Origin of the sequence: Streptomyces sp. NPDC048278 (genome assembly GCF_040652195.1) — a bacterium.
Lineage (GTDB): Bacteria > Actinomycetota > Actinomycetes > Streptomycetales > Streptomycetaceae > Streptomyces.
Genome location: NZ_JBEZLP010000005.1, coordinates 244,026 through 269,519, shown reverse-complemented (window position 1 = coordinate 269,519; position 25,494 = coordinate 244,026). Strand labels below are relative to the sequence as shown.

Annotated in this window: 19 protein-coding genes and 1 pseudogene; 11 read left to right on the top strand and 9 right to left on the bottom strand. The window is 72.2% G+C overall.

From position 1 onward, the window contains the following. Positions 1 to 66: 66 nt before the first annotated feature. Positions 67 to 915 carry a helix-turn-helix transcriptional regulator gene (locus tag AB0D74_RS11975; protein WP_362583696.1) on the bottom strand — a complete coding sequence of 283 codons (849 nt, stop codon included), beginning with the start codon at positions 913 to 915 and terminating at the stop codon, positions 67 to 69. 88 nt (positions 916 to 1,003) lie between these two features. On the opposite strand from AB0D74_RS11975, the gene AB0D74_RS11970 reads away from it, so the two are divergent. The 3 genes from AB0D74_RS11970 to AB0D74_RS11960 all read left to right on the top strand — a co-directional run bounded on the left by AB0D74_RS11970 (position 1,004) and on the right by AB0D74_RS11960 (position 2,735). Then, positions 1,004 to 1,762 (top strand): SDR family NAD(P)-dependent oxidoreductase, encoded by a 759-nt coding sequence (locus AB0D74_RS11970; protein WP_362583693.1) that lies wholly within the window; start codon positions 1,004 to 1,006, stop codon positions 1,760 to 1,762. A gap of 20 nt (positions 1,763 to 1,782) precedes the next feature. Beyond that, positions 1,783 to 2,328: a GNAT family N-acetyltransferase gene (locus tag AB0D74_RS11965; RefSeq protein WP_362583690.1), complete on the top strand. Its 546-nt coding sequence runs from the start codon at positions 1,783 to 1,785 to the stop codon at positions 2,326 to 2,328. Positions 2,329 to 2,603: 275 nt separating this feature from the next. After that, positions 2,604 to 2,735 carry a hypothetical protein gene (locus tag AB0D74_RS11960; RefSeq protein ID WP_294004210.1) on the top strand — a complete coding sequence of 44 codons (132 nt, stop codon included), beginning with the start codon at positions 2,604 to 2,606 and terminating at the stop codon, positions 2,733 to 2,735. A gap of 112 nt (positions 2,736 to 2,847) precedes the next feature. On the opposite strand, the gene AB0D74_RS11955 is transcribed toward AB0D74_RS11960, so the two are convergent. Then, on the bottom strand, positions 2,848 to 4,407 hold the full coding sequence (locus AB0D74_RS11955; RefSeq protein ID WP_362583687.1) for a metallophosphoesterase family protein: 1,560 nt from the start codon (positions 4,405 to 4,407) through the stop codon (positions 2,848 to 2,850). A 133-nt stretch (positions 4,408 to 4,540) separates the two neighbouring features. Here AB0D74_RS11955 and AB0D74_RS11950 point away from each other — a divergent pair, with 133 nt between their 5' ends. From AB0D74_RS11950 to AB0D74_RS11935, 4 genes are all read left to right on the top strand, one after another. Beyond that, positions 4,541 to 5,584 carry a 3-isopropylmalate dehydrogenase gene (locus AB0D74_RS11950; RefSeq protein ID WP_362583685.1) on the top strand — a complete coding sequence of 348 codons (1,044 nt, stop codon included), beginning with the start codon at positions 4,541 to 4,543 and terminating at the stop codon, positions 5,582 to 5,584. 270 nt (positions 5,585 to 5,854) lie between these two features. After that, positions 5,855 to 6,943, top strand: coding sequence for a branched-chain amino acid aminotransferase (locus AB0D74_RS11945; RefSeq protein ID WP_362583682.1), 1,089 nt, complete (start codon positions 5,855 to 5,857; stop codon positions 6,941 to 6,943). Between the two features lie 102 nt (positions 6,944 to 7,045). Beyond that, on the top strand, positions 7,046 to 8,119 hold the full coding sequence (locus AB0D74_RS11940) for a hypothetical protein (protein ID WP_362583679.1): 1,074 nt from the start codon (positions 7,046 to 7,048) through the stop codon (positions 8,117 to 8,119). Between the two features lie 22 nt (positions 8,120 to 8,141). Next, the gene (locus tag AB0D74_RS11935) at positions 8,142 to 9,443 is read left to right on the top strand and encodes a lysine 2,3-aminomutase (protein WP_362583676.1); all 1,302 of its coding nucleotides are present in this window, start codon (positions 8,142 to 8,144) and stop codon (positions 9,441 to 9,443) included. An 84-nt stretch (positions 9,444 to 9,527) separates the two neighbouring features. Here AB0D74_RS11935 and cimA read toward each other — a convergent pair whose 3' ends face one another. The 5 genes from cimA to ureA all read right to left on the bottom strand — a co-directional run bounded on the left by cimA (position 9,528) and on the right by ureA (position 15,522). Next, positions 9,528 to 11,138, bottom strand: a complete 1,611-nt coding sequence (gene cimA, locus AB0D74_RS11930; protein ID WP_362583673.1) for a citramalate synthase — start codon at positions 11,136 to 11,138, stop codon at positions 9,528 to 9,530. A gap of 310 nt (positions 11,139 to 11,448) precedes the next feature. Further along, positions 11,449 to 12,048 (bottom strand): TetR/AcrR family transcriptional regulator, encoded by a 600-nt coding sequence (locus AB0D74_RS11925; RefSeq protein ID WP_362583670.1) that lies wholly within the window; start codon positions 12,046 to 12,048, stop codon positions 11,449 to 11,451. A 14-nt stretch (positions 12,049 to 12,062) separates the two neighbouring features. Then, complete coding sequence (locus tag AB0D74_RS11920; RefSeq protein ID WP_362583667.1) at positions 12,063 to 13,100, bottom strand: agmatine deiminase family protein; 1,038 nt, start codon at positions 13,098 to 13,100, stop codon at positions 12,063 to 12,065. An 11-nt stretch (positions 13,101 to 13,111) separates the two neighbouring features. Further along, positions 13,112 to 14,824, bottom strand: a complete 1,713-nt coding sequence (locus AB0D74_RS11915; RefSeq protein WP_362583663.1) for an urease subunit alpha — start codon at positions 14,822 to 14,824, stop codon at positions 13,112 to 13,114. Beyond that, positions 14,821 to 15,522 carry an urease subunit gamma gene (gene ureA, locus AB0D74_RS11910; RefSeq protein ID WP_362583660.1) on the bottom strand — a complete coding sequence of 234 codons (702 nt, stop codon included), beginning with the start codon at positions 15,520 to 15,522 and terminating at the stop codon, positions 14,821 to 14,823. The genes AB0D74_RS11915 and ureA overlap by 4 nt, the downstream gene beginning before the upstream one ends. Positions 15,523 to 15,675: 153 nt before the next feature. On the opposite strand from ureA, the pseudogene AB0D74_RS11905 reads away from it, so the two are divergent. Beyond that, positions 15,676 to 17,199 (top strand): annotated as a pseudogene (locus AB0D74_RS11905) (cytosine permease). Between the two features lie 218 nt (positions 17,200 to 17,417). Here the strand turns inward: AB0D74_RS11905 and AB0D74_RS11900 are convergent. Then, entirely contained in the window at positions 17,418 to 19,307 is a 1,890-nt protein-coding gene (locus AB0D74_RS11900) for a ricin-type beta-trefoil lectin domain protein (RefSeq protein ID WP_362583657.1), read from the bottom strand. A 127-nt stretch (positions 19,308 to 19,434) separates the two neighbouring features. On the opposite strand from AB0D74_RS11900, the gene AB0D74_RS11895 reads away from it, so the two are divergent. Both AB0D74_RS11895 and AB0D74_RS11890 read left to right on the top strand, forming a co-directional pair. Continuing rightward, positions 19,435 to 22,455 carry a glycoside hydrolase family 3 N-terminal domain-containing protein gene (locus tag AB0D74_RS11895; protein WP_362583654.1) on the top strand — a complete coding sequence of 1,007 codons (3,021 nt, stop codon included), beginning with the start codon at positions 19,435 to 19,437 and terminating at the stop codon, positions 22,453 to 22,455. 42 nt (positions 22,456 to 22,497) lie between these two features. After that, positions 22,498 to 23,886, top strand: coding sequence for a hypothetical protein (locus AB0D74_RS11890; RefSeq protein ID WP_362583651.1), 1,389 nt, complete (start codon positions 22,498 to 22,500; stop codon positions 23,884 to 23,886). Between the two features lie 10 nt (positions 23,887 to 23,896). Here AB0D74_RS11890 and AB0D74_RS11885 read toward each other — a convergent pair whose 3' ends face one another. Next, a complete protein-coding gene (locus AB0D74_RS11885; protein ID WP_362583648.1) occupies positions 23,897 to 24,319 on the bottom strand; it encodes a MarR family transcriptional regulator in 423 nt (140 codons plus the stop codon). A 61-nt stretch (positions 24,320 to 24,380) separates the two neighbouring features. On the opposite strand from AB0D74_RS11885, the gene AB0D74_RS11880 reads away from it, so the two are divergent. Then, positions 24,381 to 25,442 carry an FUSC family protein gene (locus AB0D74_RS11880; protein WP_362583645.1) on the top strand — a complete coding sequence of 354 codons (1,062 nt, stop codon included), beginning with the start codon at positions 24,381 to 24,383 and terminating at the stop codon, positions 25,440 to 25,442. Positions 25,443 to 25,494: the final 52 nt, after the last annotated feature.

The window sequence follows — 25,494 nt, the reverse complement described above, 5'->3', positions numbered from 1 at the left end:
CCGAGCACGGGCCGGGAAGCCTGACCCACGAGCAGGCTCTCCGGCCCGTTCCCATGCCCTGCCCGGCTACAGCAGCGTGCGGAGGCGGGCCGCGCCCTCGGTGTCCGGCGCGGCCGAGAGGATCACGATCTTCAGCTCCGAGTCGCCGTCCGTCAGGACGTCGCAGTCCACCTCCACCGGACCCACCCCCGGATGCTCGACCGTCTTGCGGTCCGTGCGGTGGGCGGCGACCGTGCCCCGCGCCCAGAGCCGGGCGAACCGCTCGTTGCCCTCGGCCAGTTCGCGCACCAGCTCGGCCAGCCGGGCGTCCTGCGGGAAGCGGCCGGTGGCGCGGCGCAGGTCGGCCACGATCGCGAGGTCGGAGCCGTCGGCGTTCGCCACCCGTACCGGCCAGGACGCGAGGCGGGCCTCCTCGGCGCCGACCGGGAACCGTTCGCGGGCGAGGTTGCGCAGCCCGGGCGGGGTGGCCGCCGGGTCGCCGAGCAGCGCGGCCCAGCCGGGGTTCCACCACAGCAGCTGCCAGTGCGCGGTGAACACGCCGACCGCCACCCCGCCCAGCCGGTCCAGCACGCGGAGCACACCCGGCGGGAGGTGGTCGGGGACCGGGCCGCCGTCCGGCGGGACCAGCCCGGCCATCCGGTAGAGGTGCTCGCGCTCGGCGGCCGTCAGCCGCAGGGCACGGCACAGGGCGGCGACCACCTGCCCGGACGGCGCCGTGGCCCGGCCCTGCTCCAGCCGTACGACGTAGTCGACCGACACCCCGGCCAGCTCGGCCAGTTCCTCGCGGCGCAGCCCGGTCGCCCGGCGGGCGCGACCGGTCGCGGACACCCCTACGGCCGACGGTGACAGCCGCTCCCGCCACGCCCGGATCGTCGGGCCCAGACCGGCCGCCTCTTTCCTCGCCATGCCCTCCATCCTGCCCCAACCGGGTGAGCCTGGTAATGCCGTTCCTACGGTCGAGGCGTCCCTGGCAGGGGCCCCGCGCCGGGCGGACGATCGATCCATGACCATCACCTTCATCACCGGGGCCAACAAGGGCCTCGGCCGCGAGACCGCCCGCCGCCTCGTCGCACTCGGCCACACCGTGCTCGTCGGCGCCCGCGACCCCGAGCAGGGCGCGGCGGCGGCCGACGCGCTCGGCGCGCGGTTCGTCCGGATCGACGTCACCGACGACGCGTCGGTCGCCGCCGCGGCGGCCGACGTCGCCGCCCACGAGGGCCGGATCGACGTACTGGTCAACAACGCGGGCATCGCCGGCCCGCACGGCGACCCCGCGGAGCTGACCGGCGCGGACGCCCTCGGCGTCTTCGACGTCAACGTCTTCGGTGTCATCCGCACCACCACCGCCTTCCTCCCGCTGCTGCGCCGCTCGCCGGACCCGGTCGTCGTCAACGTCAGCAGCGGGATGGGGTCGTTCGCGCTCACCCACGACCCGGCCCGCGTCGAGTCCACCGTCGTCTCGCCCCTCTACACCGCCTCCAAGTCGGCCCTGACCATGCTGACCACCCAGTACGCCAAGGCCCTCAAGGACATCCGCGTCAACGCCGTCGACCCGGGCTACACGGCGACCGACCTCAACGCCCACAGCGGCCCGCAGACCGTCACCGAGGGCACGGACGCGATCGTCCGTCTCGCCACCGAGCGATCCGACGCGTCCGACGCGTCCGACGCGTCCGACGCGTCCGACGCGTCCGACGCGTCCGATGCCTCCGACGCCGGAACGGGCCGCTTCATCGACCGCAACGGCCCCGTCGCCTGGTAGTCCCGTACGACACTGGGGCCATGTCTCTCCCGTCGCTCCGCATCGCCCACACCGCCGACCTCGACCCAGCCGACCTGAGTGCCGCCCGCGCCCTGCTCCACGAGGCGTTCGGCGGGGACTTCGGCGACACCGACTGGGAGCACGGCCTGGGCGGTCTGCACGCGCTCGTCCACGACGAGGCCGGGCTCGCCGCCCACGGCTCGGTCGTCATGCGCCGCGCCCGGCACCGGGGCCGCTGGCTGCGCGTCGGCTACGTCGAGGCGGTGGGCGTACGGCCCGACGCCCGCCGCCGGGGGCACGGCGGGCGGGTGATGGCAGCGCTGGAACGGATCGTCGAGCGGGCCTACGACCTCGGCGCGCTCGGCGCGAGCGACGACGGTGCCCGGCTGTACACGGTCCGGGGCTGGCAGCGCTGGCCCGGCAGGATCTGCGCGCTGTCCCCGGACCGGGGGATCGTGCGGCTCGCCGCGGAGGAGGGGGACGTGTTCGTGCGGCCCGCCCTGGCCGGTGCCCTCGACCCCGCCCACGAGCTGGTCTTCGACTGGCGCGACGGAGACGTCATGTAACCCGTTCGCCCCACCCGCCCCAGCCGTCAAAACGCCAGCTCACGGCCGGGTGACCGGCCTTGCCGTCTCAGATAGTAGGAAGTCCGAGTAATTGTGCAGACAGAAGCGGGCCGCTCCCTTACTTTTGTAGGAGCCGAACGTCTCGCTCGATCAAGCGAATGGCGGTCGTGAGCCGGGCCCCGTGCAGGCAACCCCTGCGGCACCGCTCCCCGCCCCTTCCGGCGTCTCGTATCCCCCCTTGCCGTACTCCCTGTATGTCGAAGGAGTCGATTCCCATGGCCGAGACGACCGTCCGCCGCCGAGTCCGCCACGTGTCCCGCACCAGCGACTCGGACCGCAAGAACGCCGCCGCCGCACTCCAGCGCGCCCTCGACCGCCGTGACAACGGCGGCGAGACCGGCCACTGAGCCGCTGACGGGCCGTTGACGCACCGTCGGTAACACGTGTAGCAACCCCTCGACGGGAGCCGCGCCCGCACGGGGTACGGCGCGGCCGGGACAGCCGCGCCGTACTCCGGGGTCAGCCGCCCCGGCGTACCTCGAAGTGGTCGATCCGCGCACCGCTCTGCGCCAGCGCCGACACCTTCAGCCTCGGGGCCGTACCCGCCTCCGCCTCGACCCTGAGGAAGGAGAAGCCGGTGTACCGCACCCGCGACCACTCCACCGTCTCCGCCACGCTGTGCTGCCCCTTCGTCCAGTGGGAGCTGTCCACCGCGCCGTGCCGGGTGACGTGCCCCTCGTAGCTGTCCTTCACCCCCGACGGGAACCCGTACAGGCCGCGCCCGCCGCCGCCCGCCGTGACGTACACGATCCCGTCCCGCGTCGGGTCGGTCGAGCCGCCGACCGGGACCGCGCGGCCGACCCCGCCGCCCTTCACCGCGTCCGTGCGCTCGTAGACGTGGTTGTGCCCGTTGATGACCAGGTCCACCTGGTACCGGGTGAACAGCGGCAGCCAGGCCGCCCGGATCCCGCCGTCGGAGGCGTGCGAGGACGTCGAGTACGCGCAGTGGTGGAAGAAGACGACGACGAAGTCCACGCCCTTCGCCGCCCGCAGCTCCTTCAGCTTCCGCTCCAGCCACGTCGTCTGCCGGCCGCCGCTGTAGCCGAGGTTGGCGGGGATCTCGTACGACACGTCGTTCGCGTCCAGCGCCACGAAGCCCACGTTGCCGTAGGTGAACGCGTACACGCCCGGTGACCCGTGCGGGTCGAAGCCGTTGTCCGGGAGGGCGAAGCGGGCGTACTGGCCGCCGTAGCCGTCGGGGGAGTACCAGGCCTCCATGTCGTGGTTGCCGGTCGTCACCATCCACGGCACGGACCGTGCCACCGGGTCGTTCTGTTTCAGGAACCGGTCCCACTCCCGGGCGTCGTAGCCGTCCGAGGTCTTCCCGGCGCCGTTGCCGTCCGCGTAGCAGATGTCGCCGGCGTGCAGGTGGAAGGCGGGGTCCTGCTTCAGCAGCGCGTTGTCGGCGGCCTTCCCGGCCTGGCTGACGCCCTGGTCGCCGAAGGCCGTGAAGACGAACCGCTCCGGGCTCGCGGGCGCGGTGCGGAACGGCGTGATGGTGCCGCGGTGGTGGGGGGCGGCCGGGTCCCGGCCGTCGTGGCCGACGCCGTAGTAGTACGTGGTGCCGGGCGTGAGGCCGGTCAGGGCCGCGTGCACGTAGTACTGCTCGACCACCGGGCGCACCCCCTGCACGCCGGGCGTGTGCAGGTGCCGGATCTCGGCGGCGACACGCGTGCCCAGCTGGTCCGGGCGCGTCCCGATCCGCACGAACGGCTTCTTCACGGCGAACGGCACCTGCCAGGAGATCCGCATCTGCGTCCGCGGGTCGGCGCCGAAGGCGAGATGGCGGCCGAACGGCACGACCGCCGCGCCCCGGACCGCGGAGGTCGCCGGAGCCGGGCTCGCCGACTTCGCGCAGCCGGCCACCAGCGCGCCGCCCGCCACCGCGCCCGCCGTCACCAGGGTGCGGCGGCTCACCAGCCGGGCACGCAGATACTCGTACTGCTCGGCCATGCTCAGCCGGGCGGCGAGCCGCGGCGGGATGCCGAAGTCGGGGATGTCCGTGCCGGGGTTGTCCATGCCCGAGAGGTTGCCCAGCGCGGGTCAACACCAGCCACACGTACGGGTGAACGCCCGGCGACGGGACGACCCGCCGTGTCCGCATGCCGGACGCTCCATGTCATCCCATGGGACGAGGAGTAGGGTGCCGGGCATGTCTCGCAGCATCGATCTCGCAGTGATCCCCGGTGACGGCATCGGGCAGGAAGTCGTGGCCGAAGGCCTCAAGGTCCTCTCCGCCGTCCTCCCGGAGGACGTGAAGCTGGAGACCAGGGAGTACGACTTCGGCGCCAAGCGTTACCACGCCACCGGTGAGACCCTCACCGACGCCGACCTCGACGCGCTGAAGGGGCACGACGCCATTCTGCTGGGAGCCATCGGCGACCCGAGCGTGCCCTCCGGCGTCCTGGAGCGCGGCTTCCTGCTGAAGCTCCGCTTCGCCTTCGACCACCACGTCAACCTGCGTCCGTCGAAGCTGCTCCCCGGTGTCGCCACCCCGCTGGCCGGCGAGCCCGAGATCGACTTCGTCGTGGTCCGCGAGGGCACCGAGGGCCCGTACACCGGCAACGGCGGCACCATCCGCAAGGGCACCGAGCACGAGGTCGCCACCGAGGTGTCCGTCAACACGGCCTTCGGCGTCGAGCGGGTCGTCCGGGACGCCTTCGCCCGCGCCCAGGCCCGCCCGCGCAAGAAGCTCACGCTGGTCCACAAGAACAACGTGCTGACCTTCGCCGGGCACCTGTGGACGAACATCTTCAACAAGGTGGCCGCGGAGTTCCCCGAGGTCACCACGGACTACATCCACGTCGACGCGGCGACGATCTACCTGGTCACCGACCCCGGCCGGTTCGACGTCATCGTCACCGACAACCTCTTCGGCGACATCATCACCGACCTGGCCGCGGCCGTCTCCGGCGGCATCGGCGTCGCCGCGAGCGGGAACATCAACCCGAGCGGCGAGTTCCCGTCCATGTTCGAGCCGGTCCACGGCTCCGCGCCCGACATCGCGGGCCAGGGCAAGGCCGACCCCACCGCCACGGTCCTGTCCGTCGCCCTGCTGCTGCGCCACCTCGGCTACGAGGCCGAGGCCGCCCGCGTCGAGGAGGCCGTCACCGCCGACCTCACCGAACGCCAGGGCAAGCCCGCCCGCTCCACCTCGGAGATCGGCGACGCGCTCGCCGTACGAGTAGCCGGCTGACCCGAGCCACTCGAAGCACGACTTCGAAGCCGCCGGGTCGCACCAGCGCCCGGCGGCTTTCCCATGCCTGCCGCCGGGTGCCACCATCAACCCCGGGTCCGCATTCACCCCGATTCCTTCCACCCCGGCCCCCGCGCGATAATCGAACGCGGAGCCGCGCCATGAGGGAATGCTCGGACGTCCTACGACAGGGCACTCGCCCTGCTCCCGGACACCGGCCTACGGGTGTGCGCGCGGCCGATCACTACAACCGGTGAAGGACACCTACTCATGACGACGCCCACGATCGAGCTCAAGCCGTCCGCACACCCGCTGCCCGCCGCGGAGCGCGAGGCGATCCTGGCCAGCCCCGGATTCGGCCGCCACTTCACCGACCACATGGTGACGATCAAGTGGACCGAGGGCCGCGGCTGGCACGACGGCCAGCTCGTCCCGTACGCGCCGATCCCCCTCGACCCGGCCACCAACGTCCTGCACTACGCCCAGGAGATCTTCGAGGGCCTCAAGGCCTACCGCCGCCCCGACGGCTCCGTGGCCACCTTCCGCCCGGACCAGAACGCCAAGCGCTTCCAGCGGTCCGCCCGCCGGCTCGCCATGCCCGAGCTGCCGGTCGAGACCTTCATCGAGGCCTGCGACCTGCTGGTCAAGCAGGACAAGGCGTGGGTCCCCGCGCACGGCGGCGAGGAGTCCCTCTACCTGCGCCCCTTCATGATCGCCACCGAGGTCGGCCTCGGCGTCAAGCCGGCCAACGAGTACCTCTTCCTGGTCATCGCCTCCCCGGCCGGCGCCTACTTCCCCGGCGGCGTGAAGCCCGTCTCCATCTGGGCCTCCGAGGACCGCGTCCGCGCCGTCCCCGGCGGCATGGGCGACGCCAAGACCGGCGGCAACTACGCGGCCTCCCTGCTCGCCCAGGCCGAGGCCGCGGCCCAGGGCTGCGACCAGGTCTGCTACCTCGACGCGGTCGAGCACAAGTGGGTCGAGGAACTCGGCGGCATGAACCTGTACTTCGTGTACGGCGACAAGATCGTCACGCCGACCCTCACCGGCTCCATCCTCGAAGGCGTCACCCGCGACTCCCTCCTCACGGTCGCCCGCGACCTCGGCTACGAGTCCGAGGAGGCCCGGGTCTCCGTCGAGCAGTGGCAGCGCGACTCCGAGAACGGCACCCTCACCGAGGTCTTCGCCTGCGGCACCGCCGCCGTGATCACCCCGGTCGGCACGGTCAAGCGCGCGAACGCCGAGTGGCAGCAGTCGGGCGGGGAGCCCGGCGAGGTCACCCTCCGGCTCCGCGAGGCCCTTCTCGACATCCAGCGCGGCACGGCCGAGGACAAGCACGGCTGGATGCACCAGCTCGGCTGACCCCACCGGTCGTACCGGTGGCCGATCTTCGATGGTCCGTCCGACGCGTATCACCTCCCCCGTGCGGGTATCTCCTGGTTCCACACGGGGGAGGGAACACGCGTGAGCGGACGATCGCCGATGCCACGACTGCGCTGGCTGATGCGCACGTTACGCACCCCGCGCCGCCCGCAGAGCCTCACCGTGCTCGCCCTGCTCACCGCCGTCGCGGGCCTGCTGCTGTGGCGGGCCTCGACGATGGACAGCTACGGGCAGAACCTCGCCCTCAACCTCGGTACCGACCTCGTCGGCGTGGTCATCACGGTGTTCGTCATCGGCCCGCTGATATCCCGGGCCCAGGAGGGCCGGGTCCGCGAGCACACCCGCCTGGACTACGAGTGGTTCGCCGCCCAGGTGCACGGCTCCACCTCCAACGTGAAGGTCCTGGACACCTTCTCCAACCTGTTCGGCCCGCAGTTCTCCGAGCGCCTCTTCCGGGGCGTCAGGTCCGCCACGGCGAGCGGCGCCCGGGTGCAGATCCTGCTCCTGGACCCCGACTCCCTCGCCGTCATCCTGCGTGGCCGTGAACTGGGTGAGCAGAGCGCCGACATCCGCCGCGACATCATGCGCAACCTGCGCACCCTGGACGGGTTCGCCCGCCGCCTCGACGCCACCTCCCGGCAGCTCCTGGAGGTACGGCTGTGCTCCACCTCCCCCGGCGTCACCCTCTACCGCTGGGACGAGCGCTGCCTGGTCTCCTTCCTGACCGTCGGCCGGCTCTCCGGCGAGGGCGTCCAGCTGGAAGTCGCGGTCCGCTCCCCGCTGGGCACCTTCGTCGAACAGCGCTTCGACGAACTGTGGCAGCAGGGCAAGCCGATGGAACGGTTCACCCGTCTGCCCGTCACCCTCGTCGACGCCACGGACGGGCGACGCGATTTCGTCTGCCACTTCGTCTTCCTCGACGACCGCCTCTACGTCGCCGCCCCCGACCTCGTCACCTACCTGGCCCGCCACCGCCTCGACCAACTCAGTGCCTACAGCGACGCGCTGAGCGGGTCCGGCGCGCACGACGTCATCGTGGTCGACGACGAGAGCGAGCTGCACGGACGGCTCATCCGGCACTTCGGGGAGAAGTACGATGCGCGGGCGGCTGCCTTCGTGGAGTTGCGGCCGTCCACGGTCCTGGTCACGGAATGAACAACAGAGGGCCCCGCCACAGATGAGCTCAGCGCACCACCCCCGTTTCCGCGCCTTCACGCCCCGTGACCTGGACGGTCTGCTCCGCCGGGTCTCCCTGACGGACGATCAGCGGCTGGAGCTGCGGGCGGTCTCCTCGGTCCTGCCGTTCCGCACGAACGCCTACGTCGTCGACGAGCTGATCGACTGGTCGGCCGTCCCCGAGGACCCGGTCTTCCGGCTGACCTTCCCGCAGTCGGGGATGCTGCCCGCGCCCGACGTCCGCCGGATGGCCGAGCTGCTGGGCCGGGACGCGTCGCGGGCCGAGATCCAGCGCGCCGCGCACGAGATCCGGATGCGGCTCAACCCGCACCCCTCCGGCCAGCTGGACGCCAACGTCCCCGTGCACGAGGGGCAGCGGCTGACCGGCCTCCAGCACAAGTACCCGGAGACGGTGCTGGTCTTCCCGCGTCAGGGCCAGACCTGCCACGCCTACTGCACCTACTGCTTCCGCTGGCCGCAGTTCGTCGGCGAGGCCGACCTGCGCATCGCCACGGACGACATCGCGGCCACCGGTTCCTACCTGCGCGCCCACCCCGAGGTCGCCAGCGTCCTGGTCACGGGCGGCGACCCGCTGGTGATGAGCACGGACGTACTGCGCCGCTACGTCGAGCCGCTGCTGCGGATCGACACCGTCCGCTCGATCCGCATCGGCACCAAGTCGCTCGCCTTCTGGCCCTATCGCTTCACCACCGACCGCGACGCCGACGACCTGCTGCGGCTCTTCGAGGAGGTGGTGGCGAGCGGCAGGCACCTGGCCCTGATGGCCCACTTCACGCACCCGCAGGAGCTGCGCCCGCCCGTCGTACGGGAGGCGATGCGGCGCGTCCGCGGCACCGGGGCCGTGATCCGCTGCCAGGGCCCGCTGGTGGCCGGGATCAACGACAGCGCGGACGCCTGGGCCGAGCTGTGGGAGGAGACGACCCGGCTGGGCGCGGTGCCGTACTACCAGTTCGTGGAGCGGGACACCGGCCCCCAGGGCTACTTCGGCGTCCCGCTCGCCCGCGGCCACGCCGTCTTCCGCGACGCCTACGCCCGTGTGTCGGGCCTCGCCCGCACGGTCCGCGGCCCGGTCATGTCGGCGATGCCGGGCAAGGTCTGCGTGGACGGCGTCGCCGAGGTGGCCGGCGAGCGGGTCTTCGTCCTCCACCTCATCCAGGCCCGCGATCCGGACCTGGTCGACCGGCCCTTCTTCGCGGCGTACGACGAGGGGGCGACATGGTGGACCGACCTGAAACCGGCGTTCGGGGCGTCCCGGTTCCTCCCGGGGCTCGAGCCGGGGTGACGGTCCCTCCGGGGCCTTCGCCCCCGGGCCTTCGCCCACCGCCCTACTCGGTCGGTCGGGAGGCGAGGCCCGGGGCGCGGTTCGTCACTCCGCCGGTTCCACCCCGGCGCGCAGCAGGCCGTAGGTGTACGCGTCCTCCAGGGCCTGCCAGGAGGCGGCGATGACGTTCTCCGCGACGCCCACCGTGGACCATTCGGCGGTGCCGTCGGAGGTCGAGATCAGGACGCGGGTGGTGGACTCGGTGCCGTGCTTGCCCTCCAGGATGCGGACCTTGTAGTCGACGAGGTCCAGCTTGGCGAGCTGCGGGTAGATCTTTTCGAGGCCCACGCGCAGGGCGCGGTCGAGGGCGTTGACCGGGCCGTTGCCCTCGGCCGTGGCGACGATCCGCTCGCCCTTGGCGAAGAGCTTCACCGTGGCCTCGTTGGCGTGGGTGCCGTCGGGGCGGTCCTCGACGATGGCCCGCCAGGACTCGACGCGGAAGTAGGAGCGCGGCCTGCCCTCGACCTCGGCGCGCAGCAGGAGTTCGAAGGAGGCGTCGGCGGCCTCGTAGGTGTAGCCCCTCAGCTCGCGCTCCTTGACACGCTCCACCACCCGGCCGACCACCTCGCGGTCGCCGCCGAGGTCGACGCCCAGCTCCTTGCCCTTGAGCTCCACGGAGGCGCGGCCGGCCATGTCGGAGACCAGCATGCGCATGGTGTTGCCGACCAGGGCCGGGTCGGTGTGCTGGTAGAGGTCGGGGTCGACCTTGATCGCGGAGGCGTGCAGGCCCGCCTTGTGGGCGAAGGCCGAGACGCCGACGTAGGGCTGGTGGGTGGAGGGGGTGAGGTTGACGACCTCGGCGATGGCGTGGGAGATCCTCGTCATCTCGCGCAGGCGGCCCTCGGGCAGTACCTGCTTGCCGTACTTCAGCTCCAGGGCGGCGACCACCGGGAACAGGTTGGCGTTGCCGACCCGCTCGCCGTAACCGTTGGCCGTGCACTGGACGTGGGTGGCGCCCGCGTCGACCGCGGCGAGGGTGTTGGCGACCGCGCAGCCGGTGTCGTCCTGGGCGTGGATGCCGAGCCGGGCGCCGGTGTCCGCGAGGACGGTGGAGACGACGGCGTTGACCTGGGCGGGGAGCATGCCGCCGTTGGTGTCGCAGAGGACGACCACGTCGGCGCCGGCCTCGGACGCGGCCCGTACGACGGCCTTCGCGTACTCGGGGTTGGCGCGGTAGCCGTCGAAGAAGTGCTCGCAGTCGACGAAGACCCGGCGGCCCTGGGCCTTCAGGAAGGAGACCGTGTCGCGGACCATCTCCAGGTTCTCGTCGAGGGTGGTGCGCAGGGCCAGCTCGACGTGCCGGTCGTGCGACTTGGCGACCAGCGTGATCACCGGGGCGCCGGACTCCAGCAGCGCCCTGACCTGGGGGTCCTCCGTGGCCTTGGCGTTCGCCCGGCGGGTGGCGCCGAAGGCGACCAGCTGGGCGTGCTTGAAGTCGATCTCCTGCTGGGCGCGGGCGAAGAACTCGGTGTCCCGGGGGTTGGCGCCGGGCCAGCCGCCCTCGATGAAGCCCACGCCGAAGTCGTCCAGGTGCCGGGCGATGGCGAGCTTGTCCGCGACGGTGAGGTTGATGCCCTCGCGCTGCGCGCCGTCGCGCAGCGTGGTGTCGAAGACGTGGAACGAGTCGTCCAGCTCGTTGGTTTCCGTCTCGGTCATGGTCTCAAGGCTCCTGATGTCGAATCTCGGTCGTACCGGAATGACCGGCTCCACCGTCCCTCCATGGTCCCTCGCGCCTGTCCTCCGGCTGAAGGTGGGCCGGAAAACGAAAAAACCCCTCGCGGGTGCGAGAGGTCTGCGCGCGGGTCGAGGACGACGATGGCCACCCGTACCTGGTCGTACGTGGTGGTCACTGCGGACCGGCGCGCCTGCTGCCAATAATCATGGCGAACGAGAGCACGGAGGCAGTCTGGCACAGCCCGTCCCCGTCCTCACCGTCCGTCTCAGGATGCGAACAGTGTGCAGTCCGTCACGCGTCCGCGAGGAGGTCCGCTGCCAGGAAGTCGCGTACATGGCCGAGGACCTGTGCCCGGTCCGTGCCGCGCAGGCCGATCGCCACGTGGATGGAGAACCCGTCGAGGAGGGCGCGCAGCCGGGCGGCGAACCGGTCGGGGTCGACGGGCCGGAACTCGCCACGTGAGATGCCCTCGGCGACCAGCGCCACCAGGTCGCGGTGCCAGGCGCCCTCGATGGCGGCCTGCCGGTCGCGGGCCGCGTCGTCGGCGTTCTGCGAGCGGTTCCAGACCTCCAGCCAGAGCGTCCAGTGCGGGTCGCGGTGCCCGTCGGGGACGTACAGGTCGACGTAGGCGTCGAGGCGTTCGCGGGCGGTGCCGCGCCGGGTGAGCAGCCGGCCGCGCTCGGCGCCCAGCCGGCCCTCGCTCCACTCCAGGGCCTGGAGCAGGAGTTCGTCCTTGGAGTGGAAGTAGTAGAGGAGATGGCCGCTGCTCATGCCGACCTCACGGCCGAGCGCGGCCATGGTGAGCTTCTCCAGGCCCCGTCCGGCGATCATCGTCATGGCGGCGGCGAGCACGTCCTCGCGGGGCGGGGCGTTCCTGCGCGCACCGGCCATGTTCCGCTCCGCTCCTAGATCCTCGGCTGCTGCTGGGTGATGCAGTGGATACCGCCACCCCCCGCGAAGATCGTACGGGCGTCCACCAGCGTCACCGTCCGCTCGGGGAAGAGGCGGCGGAAGATCCCGGCGGCGATCTCGTCGCGCGGGTCGTCGAAGCCGCAGAGCACGACCCCGCCGTTGCAGAGGTAGTGGTTGATGTAGGAGTAGTCGGCCCAGTGGCCGTCGGCCTCCAGGGCGGTCGGCGCGGGCACCTCGACGACCTCCAGGGTCCGGCCGCGCGCGTCGGTCTGGGACCGCAGCAGCCCGATGACCTCCTTGCTCACCTCGTGGTCCGGGTGCGCGGGGTCCGGCTGGGAGTGCGCGACCACGACGCCCGGGCGGGCGAAGGCGGCGACGATGTCGACGTGGCCGAGGGTGCCGAAGCCGTACGGGGGGTAGTCGCCGGTGAGGCCGCGGGGCAGCCATATCGCCTTGCGGGTGCCGAGCATCCCGTGGATCTCGGCCTCGACCTCCGCCTTCGTCCAGCCCGGGTTGCGCTCGGGGCCCAGCTGCACGGTCTCGGTCAGCAGGACGGTCCCCTCGCCGTCGACGTGGATGGCACCGCCCTCGTTGACCAGCTTCGAGGCGTACGTCCGCGCGCCCGCGAGGTCCGCGACATGCGCGGCGATCTTCGCGTCGTGCTCCCAGCGGGCCCAGTGCTGGGCGCCCCAGCCGTTGAACGTCCAGTCGACGGCGGCCAGTTCACGCCCGTCGGTGAGGAAGGTGGGCCCGATGTCCCGCATCCAGGCGTCGTCGAGGTCCCGCTCGACGGTGTCGACGCCGGGGCCGAGCAGCGTCTGTGCCGCCGCCGACTGGCCGGGGCCGCACACGACGGTCACCGGTTCGAAGCGGAGGACGGCACGGGCCACGGACGCCCAGGCCATCCGGGCGGCGATGAGGTCGTCGGCGTCGTCGAAGGTGGGGTTGGGGCCCGGCCACGCCATCCAGGTGCGCTCGTGCGGGGTCCACTCGGCGGGCATCCGGAAGCCGTCGGCGGCAGCCTTGTCCATGGTGGGGGTCCTTACAGGAAGTACAGGCGGTTGAGGGAGACGGAGTCGGCCGGTTCCGAGTGCAGCGGTTCGCCGTCGAGGGTGACCAGGCCGGTGCGCTGGTCGACGTCGACCGCTCCGGTACGGGAGTTGCGCCGCAGGTCGGCCGGGCCGATGCCGCGGGTGCCGCGGACGGCGACCCGGCGGCGCCGGGTGGGCATGGTGTCGTGGCCCTGGTCGAGGGCGGCCCGGGCCACGAACGCGACGGAGAGGTCGGCGGGGGTGGCGCCGTGCGCCCCGAACTGGGGTCCGAGCACGAGGGGTTCGCAGGTGTCGGTGGCCGCGTTGGGGTCGCCGGTGACGCCGAACGCCGGGAAGCCGGACTTCAGTACCAGCTGCGGCTTGGCCCCGAAGTACTCCGGGCTCCACAGCACGATGTCGGCGAGCTTGCCGACCTCGATCGAGCCGACCTCGTGCGAGAGGCCGTGCGCGATGGCCGGGTTGATGGTCAGCTTGGCCACGTAGCGGAGCACGCGCTCGTTGTCGTGGCCGTCGTCCGGGGCGCCGAGCTCGGCCTTCATCTTGCCGGCCATCGCGAAGGTGCGGCGGACGGTCTCGCCGGCCCGGCCCATGCCCTGCGCGTCGGACGAGGTGATGCCGATCGCGCCCAGGTCGTGCAGGACGTCCTCGGCGCCCATGGTCCCGGCGCGGATCCGGTCGCGGGCCATGGCGGCGTCGCCGGGCAGGTCGGTCTTCAGGTCGTGGACGGAGACGATCATCCCGTAGTGCTCGGCGACCGCGTCCCGGCCGAAGGGCAGGGTGGGGTTGGTGGAGGAGCCGATGACGTGGGGGACGCCGGCCATCTTCAGGACGTTGGGCACGTGTCCGCCGCCGCAGCCCTCGATGTGGAAGGCGTGGATGGTGCGGCCCTCCAGGACCCGGAGGGTGTCCTCGACCGAGAGGCACTCGTTCAGCCCGTCGCTGTGCAGGGCGACCTGGACGTCGTACTCCTCGGCGACCCGCAGCGCCGTGTCCAGGGCCCGGGTGTGGGCGCCCATGTCCTCGTGCACCTTGAAGCCGGAGGCGCCCCCCTCGGCGAGGGCCTCGACCAGCGGGGCCGCGTGCGAGGACGAACCCCGGCCGAGGAAGCCGATGTTGACCGGCCAGGCGTCGAAGGCGTTGAACGCGTGCTGCAGCGCCCAGGGCGAGTTGACGCCGACGCCCCAGACCGGCCCGAACTCCTGCCCGATGATCGTGGTCACGCCGGAGGCCAGCGAGGCCTCCATGATGCGCGGCGACAGCAGGTGGACGTGCGTGTCGACGGCCCCGGCGGTGGCGATCAGCCCTTCCCCGGACACGATGGACGTGCCGGTGCCGACCACGACGTCCACCCCGTCGAGGGTGTCCGGGTTCCCGGCACGCCCGATCGAGCAGATCCGCCCCTCCCGGATGCCGATGGACACCTTCCGGATCCCCAGCACGGCGTCGATGACGACGACGTTGCTGATCACGACGTCGCAGGTCTCCCGGACGGCGGCGGCCTTGAGGTGCAGCCCGTCCCTGGCCGTCTTGCCGAAACCGGCCAGGAACTCGTCGCCGTAGCGCTGGGAGTCGTCCTCGACGCGGATCACGAGCCCCGAGTCCCCGAGGCGGACGCGGTCGCCGGCGCGGGGGCCGTGGGTGGCCGCGTACTCGTGGGGGGTGAGGCGGCGGGCCTCGGCGGGGTGTCCTGCGGGACGGCTCATCGACCGGTCTCCTCTGCCTCTCGTGCCCCCAGGTATCCGCAGGCGGCGGCGCGGCGCAGGGCCTCCTCGCGGGCGCCGGGCGCGTCCAGCGGCCCGTCGACGAGTCCGGCGAAGCCGATGGCGACCCGGCCGCCGCCGATCGGCACGAGACCGACCTCCAGCGACTCACCCGGCCCGAACCGCACGGACGACCCGGCGGGCACGGCGAGCCGCAGGCCGTAGGCGGCGGCGCGGTCGAAGTCGAGGCGCGGGTTGGCCTCGAAGAAGTGGAAGTGCGAGGTGACGGAGACGGGGACGGCAGCGGTGTTGGTGACGGCCAGCCGTACGACCGCCTCCGGGTCGGCGTGCTCGGGCCCCGGCAGCAGCGCGCCGGGCGCGTCCTCGCCGAGCCCCCCGCCGCCGATCGGGTCGGTGACGACCGCGAGCCTCGACCCGTCGTCGAAGACGGCCTCGACGTGCACCTCGGTGACGACGTCGGCGACACCGGGCAGCACGTCGGCCGGGCCGAGCACGGAGCGGGCCGCCTCGATCGCCTCGGCGAGCCGCCGGCCGTCCCGGGCGGCCTCGCAGACGGTGTCCGCGATCAGCGCGGTGGCCTCCGGCACGTTCAGCCTGAGGCCCCGCGCGCGGCGGGCCCGGGCCAGCTCGGCGGCTCCGAAGAGCAGCAGCCGGTCACGTTCCGTGGGGGTCAGTCGCACGCCCGGCACCTCCTTCGCTTCGTCATACCTGGCTCGACTTAGAACAACACTCTAAATGCCGGATTACGAGAAGGGAACCATTGCCATCGAACAGCAGGTCACCCACATTGAACGTCGCTCTAACTTTTGCACGGCCGTCGAAGGGGACCAGCCATGCCGATAGAACAGCGCGGAGTCGACACGATCCCGGACGGGATGGGGGTACCTCCCGCGCTCGAACGCAGTTGAGAGCGTGGGGGAGCACCAGCGGGCCGAAGGACCTGGTCTCGATCCTGCTCGGCTCCAACCTCTGTCTCGGCGTGATCATCTTCGGCTGGCTGCCGCCGTCCTTCGGGCTCGGCTGGTGGGCGTCGGTGAGCGCGATCGTGGCGGGCACGCTGGTCGGCACGGTCTTCACGGCTCCGCTGGCCCTGGTCTCCCTCCGCACCGCGACCAACCTCTCCACCTCCTCGGGCGCCCAGTTCGGGGTGCGCGGGCGGCTGGTCGGCTCGGTGGTGGGCCTGCTGCTAGCCTTCGGCTACACCGCGCTGACCGTGTGGATCGGCGGCGACGTGATGGTGGGCGTGCTGGGCCGGCTGTTCGGTCTCCCGGCGGACGGGGTGGCGTACGCCGTCGTCTACACGGTGCTCGCGGCGGCGACGGTGGCGGGCGCGGTCTACGGCTACCGGGTGCTGCTCGCCATGTCCAAGGTCCTCGCCATCGGCATGACGGCCCTGCTGGTCCTCGGGATCTTCGCCTACGCCCCGCACTTCACCACCTCCGCGCTGCCGGAGGCGGGCGGCTACCTGCTGGGCGGCTTCTGGCCGACCTGGTGCCTGGCGGCCGTGGCGGCCGGCCTCTCCGGCCCCGTCGCCTTCATCACCCTCCTCGGCGACTACACCCGCTACATCTCCCCGGCCCGCCACACCTCCCGCCGGGTCCTGCACGCGACCTGGCTCGGCCTGGTCCTGGGCCTGCTGGTCCCGCAGCTCTTCGGCACGTTCACCGCGTACGCGGCGCGGGCGGCGGCGGACTACGCGGGCCCGCTGGTCTCGGCGTCCCCCGCCTGGTACCTGGTCCCGCTCCTGCTCTCCGCCTCGGCCGGCTCGGTCGGCAACGCGGGCCTCATGCTCTACTCCATGGGCCTCGACCTGGACGCGATCCTCCCTCGCGCCTCCCGCGCCCGCGCCACCTACACGGTCGCCATCGTCGCCACGGCCTGCGTCTTCGCCGGCCTCCCCCAAACGCTCGGCTTCGCTCGCGCCCGGGGGGACCCCCATCGCCTGGAACGCCCAGTCCGCGATGACCTCCTTCGTCCTCCTCCTCACCGCCATCGGCACCCCGTGGGCGGTCATCACCCTCATCGGCTTCGTCCGCTGCCGGGGCGTCTACGACGCGGACGCCCTCCAGGTCTTCAACCGCGGCTCGCGGGGCGGCGTCTACTGGTACCGGTCCGGCTGGAACATCCGGGCCACGGCGTCCTGGGCCCTCGGCGCAGGCGTAGGCCTCCTCGCGGTCTCCCTCCCGTCGTACGAGGGCCCGCTGCTGACCCTGACGGGCGGGGTGGACTGCAGCTTCCTGCTCTCGGGGACGGTCGGGGGGCTGGTGTATCTGCTCCTCATCCGGAACCGGGCGGATTCGGACCACCCGATGGCCGACGACGGCGCGCAGCCACAGCTCAGCCGGTCCGGCGTCTGAGGACGAGGCCGGTCAGGCCGAGGGGGGCTGTCCCGGCCCTGCCGGCCGGCCTGACCCGCAGGGCCAGGACGTTCGTCGAGCAGGAAGGCATCCGTGTTGCCCGCCCTGTACCGGGGCGGCTGACCGGTTCTGTGCGTCCGTACGCGTCAGGGCAACGCGGAGAAGCCCTGGTGTCCGCCCTTGCGACGCGAGGGGACACCAGGGCCGATCGGGTTCGTCTACTGGAGGTGCCACTTCTGGTTGGCCGCGCCTGTGCAGGACCAGATCTGTGCCCGTGCCCCGTTCGCCGACGAGTTGTCCGTGACGTCCAGGCACTTGCCGGCCGCCGTGTTCACCACGTCACCCGTGGACGAGTTGTAGGACCACTGCTGCGCACCGGTGCCGTTGCAGTCGTACAACTGCACCTTCGCGCCGTCCGCCGTCGACGCCGACGTCACGTCGAGGCACTTGCCGAGCGCCCGGACCGACCCGTCGGACTGCACGGTCCACTGTTGGGCGGTGGTGGCGTTGCAGTCGTAGAGCTGGACGGCCGTGCCGTTCGTGGTCGAACCGCCCGCCACGTCCAGGCACTTGCCCGCCAGCCCCACGAACGCACCGGTCTGGCTGCCGCCGCCCGACTGGGTGCCGGACCAGGTGAAGGTCGCCGAGGTGTTGCCGGGGAGCGAGTAGGTGGCGTGCTGGGAGCCCCAGTTGATCGTCACCGTCTGCGCGCCCGACGAGTCGTTGTAGGCGATGAGCGCCTTCGAGCCGTCGGGGTTGCGCCAGGCCACGTTCGGCACGGTGGTGGACGCGGTGGAGGCGATCCGCTGCGCGCCGGGCCGTACGAACTTGGTCAGGTGGCCCATGTCGTAGTACTCGACGGTGTAGTCGACCGTCCCGCTCGCGCCGTCCCCGTTGTGCACGGTGACCAGGCCGGTGCAGGTGCCGCAGCCGCCGTTGTGCGGGCCCATGTTCTGGTCCACGGCCAGCGACCACTTGGTCACCGACTTCGCCCAGTTGCGGGTGTAGTCGATGATGTTGGACATGTCCTCCTTCTGCTGGTCGGCGACCCAGGTGCCGCCGGAGTGCTCGGTGCCGAAGGCGTCCAGCGAGGGGTACTGGTTGTGCACGGTGGTCTGCTCGGAGACGTCACCGCCGTAGCCGTGCCAGGCGATCCCGCCGAAGTTGGGGTGGTTGCGGATCGTCGCGTCGTCGACGAGCGCGGCGGCGTACGAGTCGTACACGTCCCAGTTCCAGTCGTGCGCGAGGACCTTGGTGGACAGGCCGGCCGACTGGAGCTGCGGGAGCAGGTCGTTCTTGAGGAAGTACTGCAGCCCGGACGCGTTCCAGCTCATCGACGGGTAGCCGGAACAGCAGGTGGGCTCGTTCTGCGGGGTCACGTAGGAGACCTTGACGCCCTGCGCCTGGTACGCCTGGAGGTACTTCACGAAGTACGCGGCGTAGGCGGAATAGTCCTCCGACTTGAGCCAGCCCCCGTTGAGCGAGCCGCTGTCCTTCATCCACGCCGGCGCCGTCCATGGCGAGGCCATGACAGTCAGAGAGGGGTTCAGCTGGAGCGCCTGCCTGGTGAGCGGGACGACGTCCGCGAGGTCGTGGGAGACGGAGAAGCTGCTGAGGTTCGGGTCGGTCTGCCCGGCGGGTATGTCGTCGTACGTGTACCCGTACCGTGCCAGGTCCGAGGCGCCCATCGGATTGCGCAGGAACGACAGGCCGATTCCGTCCGTGGGGGAGAACAGCTTCTTCATGGTGGCGTCCCGGGTGGCCTGGGACAGCGCCCCGCTGCTGTTCATCAGCCAGGCCGCGGTGTCCGTGAAGGACGCCCCGCCGCCGGTGAAGGTCTGGTAGCGGGTGTTCTCGTCGACGGTGATGTTCGTGCCGCCGCCGCCGGTCCCGGCGGAGAAGGCGAACGGCGTCTGCGCCTGGAGCCCGCGGGTGACATGGCGTCCGGCGGAGTCGTCGGTGGTCGTGAGATACGCGGTGACCTGCTCGCCGGCCGCGTGCGCCGGCGGTACGACGGCGCTGAAGCCGGCCGCGGTGAGCAGCCCGGCCAGCAGCAGCCGGAGCGTGCGGGGTGCTCTTCTCGCCGGCACGTGGGGGGTGCTTCTCATGGGCACATCGCCCTTCCTGACGGGACGTCTTGACGGGGGTGCGAGCCGTTAGTTAACTCACGACGTGATCTAAGCCATGAGTGAACTGTGAGAGCCCCGAGTGAACCAGAGAGCCGAGGGAAGGTCCATGCCAAGAGCCGCCCTGCTCGTCTCCACCGCACTGCTCGCAGCCCTGATACCCCTGTCCGCAGCCGGCGGCGCCGGCGCCGCCGACGACCCGGCCCCCACACCCGTCGACCGCTTCGAGGGCGAGGTCCCCTTCGCCGCCCAGCCCGCTGACGGCATCTTCACCTGGGGAAGCGACAGCGACGACCCGCCCGCCTTGCAGTTCGCCGACCGCGCCGACGCCCCCGAGGGCGCCAAGGTCCTCGCCGGGACCTACGACATCAGCGGCTACGGCGGCTTCAGCCACGACTTCGCCGCCACCGAGCCCGCCCACGACTGGTCCGCGCACCAGGGCATCCGCTTCTGGTGGGACGGCCAGGACAACGGCAGGAAGACCGCCTTCGAGATCAAGGACGGCGGCGCCGACGGCGAGGCCTCCGAGCTGTGGACGACATCCTTCACCGACGACTTCACCGGCTGGAAGCAGATCGAGATCCCGTTCACCGACTTCGTGTACCGGACCGACTACCAGCCGGTCGGCGGCATCGACCACGTCCTCGGCCTGACCGAGATGTGGGGCTACGCGGTCACCCTCCCCGTCGGGATCCAGGGCCGGTTCGCCATGGACGACGTGGAGCTGTACGGCAAGGCCGACCAGGCACTGCGCGCGTCGGTCACCACCGACGCGGCCGTCTACCCGGTCAAGGAGGGCGGGACGGCGAGCGTGAAGGTCACCGTCGCCACCACCGGCTCCGCGCCGATCGACGACCCGGTCACCGTCGCCTACGAGACGACGGGCGGGACCGCCCAGGCCGGCAAGGACTACAAGGCGGTCTCCGGCACCCTCACCTTCCCGGCCGGTACGGCCTCCGGGGCCACGCAGACCATCAAGGTGCCGACGCTGAAGGACCGGTCGGCCGAACCGGCGGAGACCGTCCCGCTGAAGCTCACGGTCACCGGCGCCAAGGCCCCCGCGGAGACCCCGCAGGTCGTCGTCGACGCGCACGGACTGCCGTACCTGGACAGTAGGTTGCCCGTGAAGAAGCGGGTCGCCGATCTCCTCTCCCGGATGTCCCTGGCGGAGAAGGTCGGCCAGATGACCCAGGCCGAGCGCGGTGCCGTCGGCACCGGCGGCGACGTCACCGCCTACGACCTCGGCTCGCTGCTCTCCGGCGGCGGCTCCACCCCCACGCCCAACACGGCCGCGGCCTGGGCGCGGATGATCGACGACTTCCAGCTCCGGGCACAGGCCACCCGGTTCCAGATCCCGCTGATCTACGGCGCCGACGCCGTCCACGGCCACAACAACCTGGCCGGCGCCACGATCCTGCCGCACAACATCGGCATCGGAGCCACCCGCGACCCCGGGCTCGCCGAGCAGGCCGGTGCGGTGACCGCCTCCGAGGTCCGTGCCACCGGCGTCTCCTGGGACTTCGCCCCCTGCCTCTGCGTCACCCGTGACGAACGCTGGGGCCGCTCCTACGAGTCCTTCGGCGAGGACCCGGCACTGGTGAAGTCCATGGAGACCGTCATCCAGGGCCTCCAGGGCCGCGCCGACGGACGGGACCTGAAGGACGACGACAAGGTCCTCGCCACCGCCAAGCACTTCGTCGGCGACGGCGGCACCGCCTACGGCTCGTCCACGACCGGCACCTACACCATCGACCAGGGCGTCACCACGGTCACCCGGCAGCAGCTGGAGGCCATCCATCTCGCGCCGTACCAGACCGCCGTGGACCGGGGCATCGGCACGGTCATGCCGTCGTACTCCTCGCTGGACATCGTCGGCGACGGGCAGGGCCCGGTGAAGATGCACGCCCGCGCCGACATGATCAACGGGGTGCTCAAGGGCCGGATGGGCTTCCAGGGCTTCGTGATCAGCGACTGGAACGCCATCGACCAGCTCCCGGGCGACTACGCGTCCCACGTCAGCACGGCCGTCAACGCGGGCGTCGACATGATGATGGTGCCGTACAGCTACCAGGACTTCACGAAGACCCTGACCGACCAGGTGAACGCGGGCGGCGTCAGCGAGCGGCGCATCGACGACGCGGTGTCCCGCATCCTCACCCAGAAGTTCCGGCTCGGCCTCTTCGAACACCCCTACGCCGACACGAGCAATGCCTCCAAGATCGGCTCCACCGGACACCGGGCCGTCGCCCGGCAGGCGGCGGCCGAGTCGCAGGTGCTTTTGAAGAACTCCGACGGCGTCCTGCCCCTGAAGAAGTCGGAGAAGGTGTACGTCGCCGGGTCCGACGCCGACGACCTCGGCAACCAGACCGGCGGCTGGACCATCACCTGGCAGGGCCAGTCCGGCACCCACACCACCGGTACCACCATCCTCCAGGGCATGCGGAACGCCGGGGGAGACGTCACCTACTCCCAGGACGCCTCGGCGCCGACCGGCGGCTACGACGTGGGCGTGGTCGTGGTCGGCGAGACCCCGTACGCCGAGGGCGTCGGAGACGTCGGCAACGGCAATGACCTCACGCTGACCCCGGCCGACCAGGCCGCCGTGGACAAGGTCTGCGCGGCCATGAAGTGCGCGGTGCTGGTCGTCTCCGGGCGCCCCCAGCTGATCGGCGACCGGCTCGGCGAGATCGACGCCCTGGTGGCCTCCTGGCTGCCGGGCACCGAGGGCGACGGCGTGGCGGACGTGCTCTACGGGAAGAAGGCCTTCACCGGTCAGCTCCCGGTCACCTGGCCGAAGTCCGAGGCGCAGCTGCCGATCAACGTGGGCGACGCGTCGTACGACCCGCAGTACCCCTACGGCTGGGGCCTGACCACGCTGGCCAAGGCCCCCAAGGGCGGCGAGGCCACCCTGAAGGCGCTCGGCGCGGCGGCGCGGGCGGCCGAACGGACGGGCTCCGACCCGGCGGGCCGCAAGCTGGTCGGCGAGGCCCGGCTGCTGGTCCAGGCGAAGATCGGGCAGTCCGTCACCGCGGCCGTCTCGAAGCCCTTCGCCGACGCCGACCACCTGCTGCTGACCGGCAGGTACGCGGCGGCGGTGGAGAAGCTGACGGAGGCCTACCGGGCAGCGTAGGAGGAGCGCGCTCCCCAGGAGGCTTCGGGGTAGGTTCGAAGCATGAACGCGGTGCGACGGACCACCCGAAGCCTCCCGGGGCTGCTGTTCCTGGCGCTTGCGCTGGCGCTGGTCGCCCTGACCGCGCCCGCCCCGCGGGCCGACGCGGCGACCGGCGTCTCCGCGATCGCCGACGCCCTGCGCAAGAACCCGGTGTACGTCGACCCGGCCGCCGCCGCCCAGTTCTCCACGGCCGACGCCGACGTGCTGGCCCGGCAGATCAAGGACGCGGACAAACCCCTGTTCGTCGCCGTCCTGCCGGCCGGCTACCCCACCAAGGACCTCTTCACGAACCTGCGCACCGCCACCGGCGTCACCGGCCTCTACGCCGTCCGCCTCGGCGACCGCTTCGACGCCCGCGCCGACTCCTCGGTCCTGCCCCGGACGGCCGTCCAGAACCTGGTCACCAGCGTCCAGGGCGAGACCGCCAAGGCCCAGCTGACCGACTTCACCGACCGGGCCCTGGCCAACATGGGCGGCAAGGCCCCCGCCGCCTGGGGTGGCGGCAGCACGGGCGGCTCGGGGGTCTCCGGCACGGCGTTGATCGCCCTCGGAGCCGTGGTGGTGGCCGGCGGGGCGGGCGCGTACGCGCTGGTCCGCCGCAACCGCAGGCGTCACGAGGAGGAGCAGCGGGCCGCCCTGGACCGGCTCCGGGTGGTCGTCGACGAGGACATCACCGCGTTCGGCGAGGAACTGGACCGGCTGGACTTCCACCCGGCCGAGCCGGGCGCCGACGACGCGATGCGCGCCGGCTACGAGCGCGCGCTCAACGCCTACGACCAGGCGAAGTCCGCGATGGCCGGTGCCCGCAGACCGGAGGACGTCCGGGGGGTCACCCAGGCGCTGGAGGACGGCCGTTTCGCACTAGCCGAGCTGGCCGCCCGCCGCGAGGGCCGCCCGCTCCCGGAGCGCCGCCCGCCCTGCTTCTTCGACCCCCGGCACGGCCCCTCGGTCACCGACGCGACCTGGACCCCGGCCGGCGGCGCGCCCCGCGAGGTCCCGGTCTGCGCGGCCGACGCCACCCGCCTCGCCGACGGCCACGACCCGGCGGTCCGCGAGGTCGACACCGACTACGGCCGCCGCCCCTACTGGGACGCGGGCCCGGCCTACGGCCCCTGGGCGGGCGGCTACTTCGGCGGCGGCATCCTCCCCGGCCTCCTCATCGGCACCGCCCTGGGCGGCTGGATGTCCGCCCCCGCCTACGCGGCCGACTACGGCACCGGGTACGGCGACTTCGGCGGCCCCGACACCGCCGGCTACCAGGGCGGCGACGTCTCCGGCGCGGACTTCGACCCCGGGGACTTCGGGTCCTTCGGCGGCGGGGACTTCGGCGGGGGCGGCGACTTCGGCGGCGGTGGCGGCGACAGCGGGGACTTCGGCGGCGGTTTCTGAGCGGCGCGGGCTACTCCAGGGCCCCCAGCCGCTCCAGCACGGAGGCGGCGAGCGACAGCACCCCGCGCTCGGTCTCGCTCAACGCCCCGAACGCCTCGGCCAGCCAGGCGTCCCGCTGCGCCATGTCGGCCGCCAGCGCGCGCCGCCCGTCCTCGGTGAGACTCAGCACAGCCTGCCGCCGGTCGGCCGGGTCCGGCGCCCGCCCGACCAGCCCCTCCGCCTCCAGCTCCGCGAAGACCCGGGTCAGTGACTGCGGCCGTTGCCGCTCGGCCGCCGCGACCTCGCCGGGCGTGGACGGCCCGTGCCGGTACAGGTGCCCGAGCACCGACAGCTGATTGGGACTGAGACTCCCGTCCCGGCGCTCCTGCCGCAGCCGACGGTTGAACAGCAGGACGGCACGACGGACACGGGCGGCTTCGGCGAGGTGCTCCATGCGGAGATCCTACGCATGAACTTACTATCTGTTGGGCCATGCGACCCGTATTCTCCGCATCGTGACCCTCAAACTCATACGCAACGCGTACGAAGCCGGGCTGACGATGGCGGCCGTGCTGCTCTGCTGGGGAGCCGCGCTGGTGCTGGAGGGGGCCGCCGGGCTGCACACCGACGTGCTCGTCCTCGCGATCGCCCTCACCCTGACCCTCGCCGGTACCCAGCGCACGGCCGACACCCGCCGCCGGCTGACGACACTGGTGCTGCTGCCCGTGACCGCCGCCGCCTCGATCTTCGTCGCCCGCCTGATCGCCTCGCACTACCCGGCGGGCGCGGCCGTCTACACGGCCGGAATGGCGCTGGCCATCTGGATCCGCCGCTACGGCCCCGCCGCCACCAAGGCGGGCACACTGATCGCCCTCCCGCTGGTCGCCCTCCTCGTCGTCCCCGGTCCCGCGCTCCCGGCGGAGGCACAGAGCGGACTGGTGACCTGGGGCTGGTCGGCGCTGGTCGGGGTCATGGCGTGCTGCTCGGTCTGGCTGGTGCAGGCCCTGGGCGACCGCTTCGGCCCCTGGCGCCCCGACCCGGCCCCCGCCCCACCCGCGCGCCGCTCCCGCCTGCACCCCCGCCCCAGCACCCGCATGGCGCTCCAGATGGCCGCCGGGATCGCCGCCGCCTTCGCCCTGGGCCACCTGCTCTTCGACGACCACTGGCCCTGGGCCGTACTGACCGCGTACGTCACGGCGAGCGGCAACCGGGGCCGAACCGACGTGCTGCGCAAGGGAATCGAGCGCCTGGCCGGCGCCTGCCTGGGCACGTTCCTGGCGGCGGGCGTCGCGGCGGCCGACGTCACCGGTCACGCGGCGGTGGCGCTGACGTTCACGACCCTCGCGGTCGCCCTCTGGCTGCGCCCGCTCACCTACGCCTTCTGGGCCGCCGGCATGACCTGCGCCCTCTCCCTCCTCCTCGGCTACTTCGGCCAGGACGCCGCGTCCCTGCTCCCGACCCGTCTGGAGGGCATCGCGGTGGGCGCGGTCCTCTCGGTGGCCTCGGCGTGGTGGCTGCTGCCGGTACCGAAGCGCCGCGAGCCCGGCGCGCCCCGGCCGGCGGCGGTGGCAGGCTAGTGGTGCCAGGCCTGCCCGCCGGTGTTGCGGATGAAGCGTTGCAGCGCCTTCG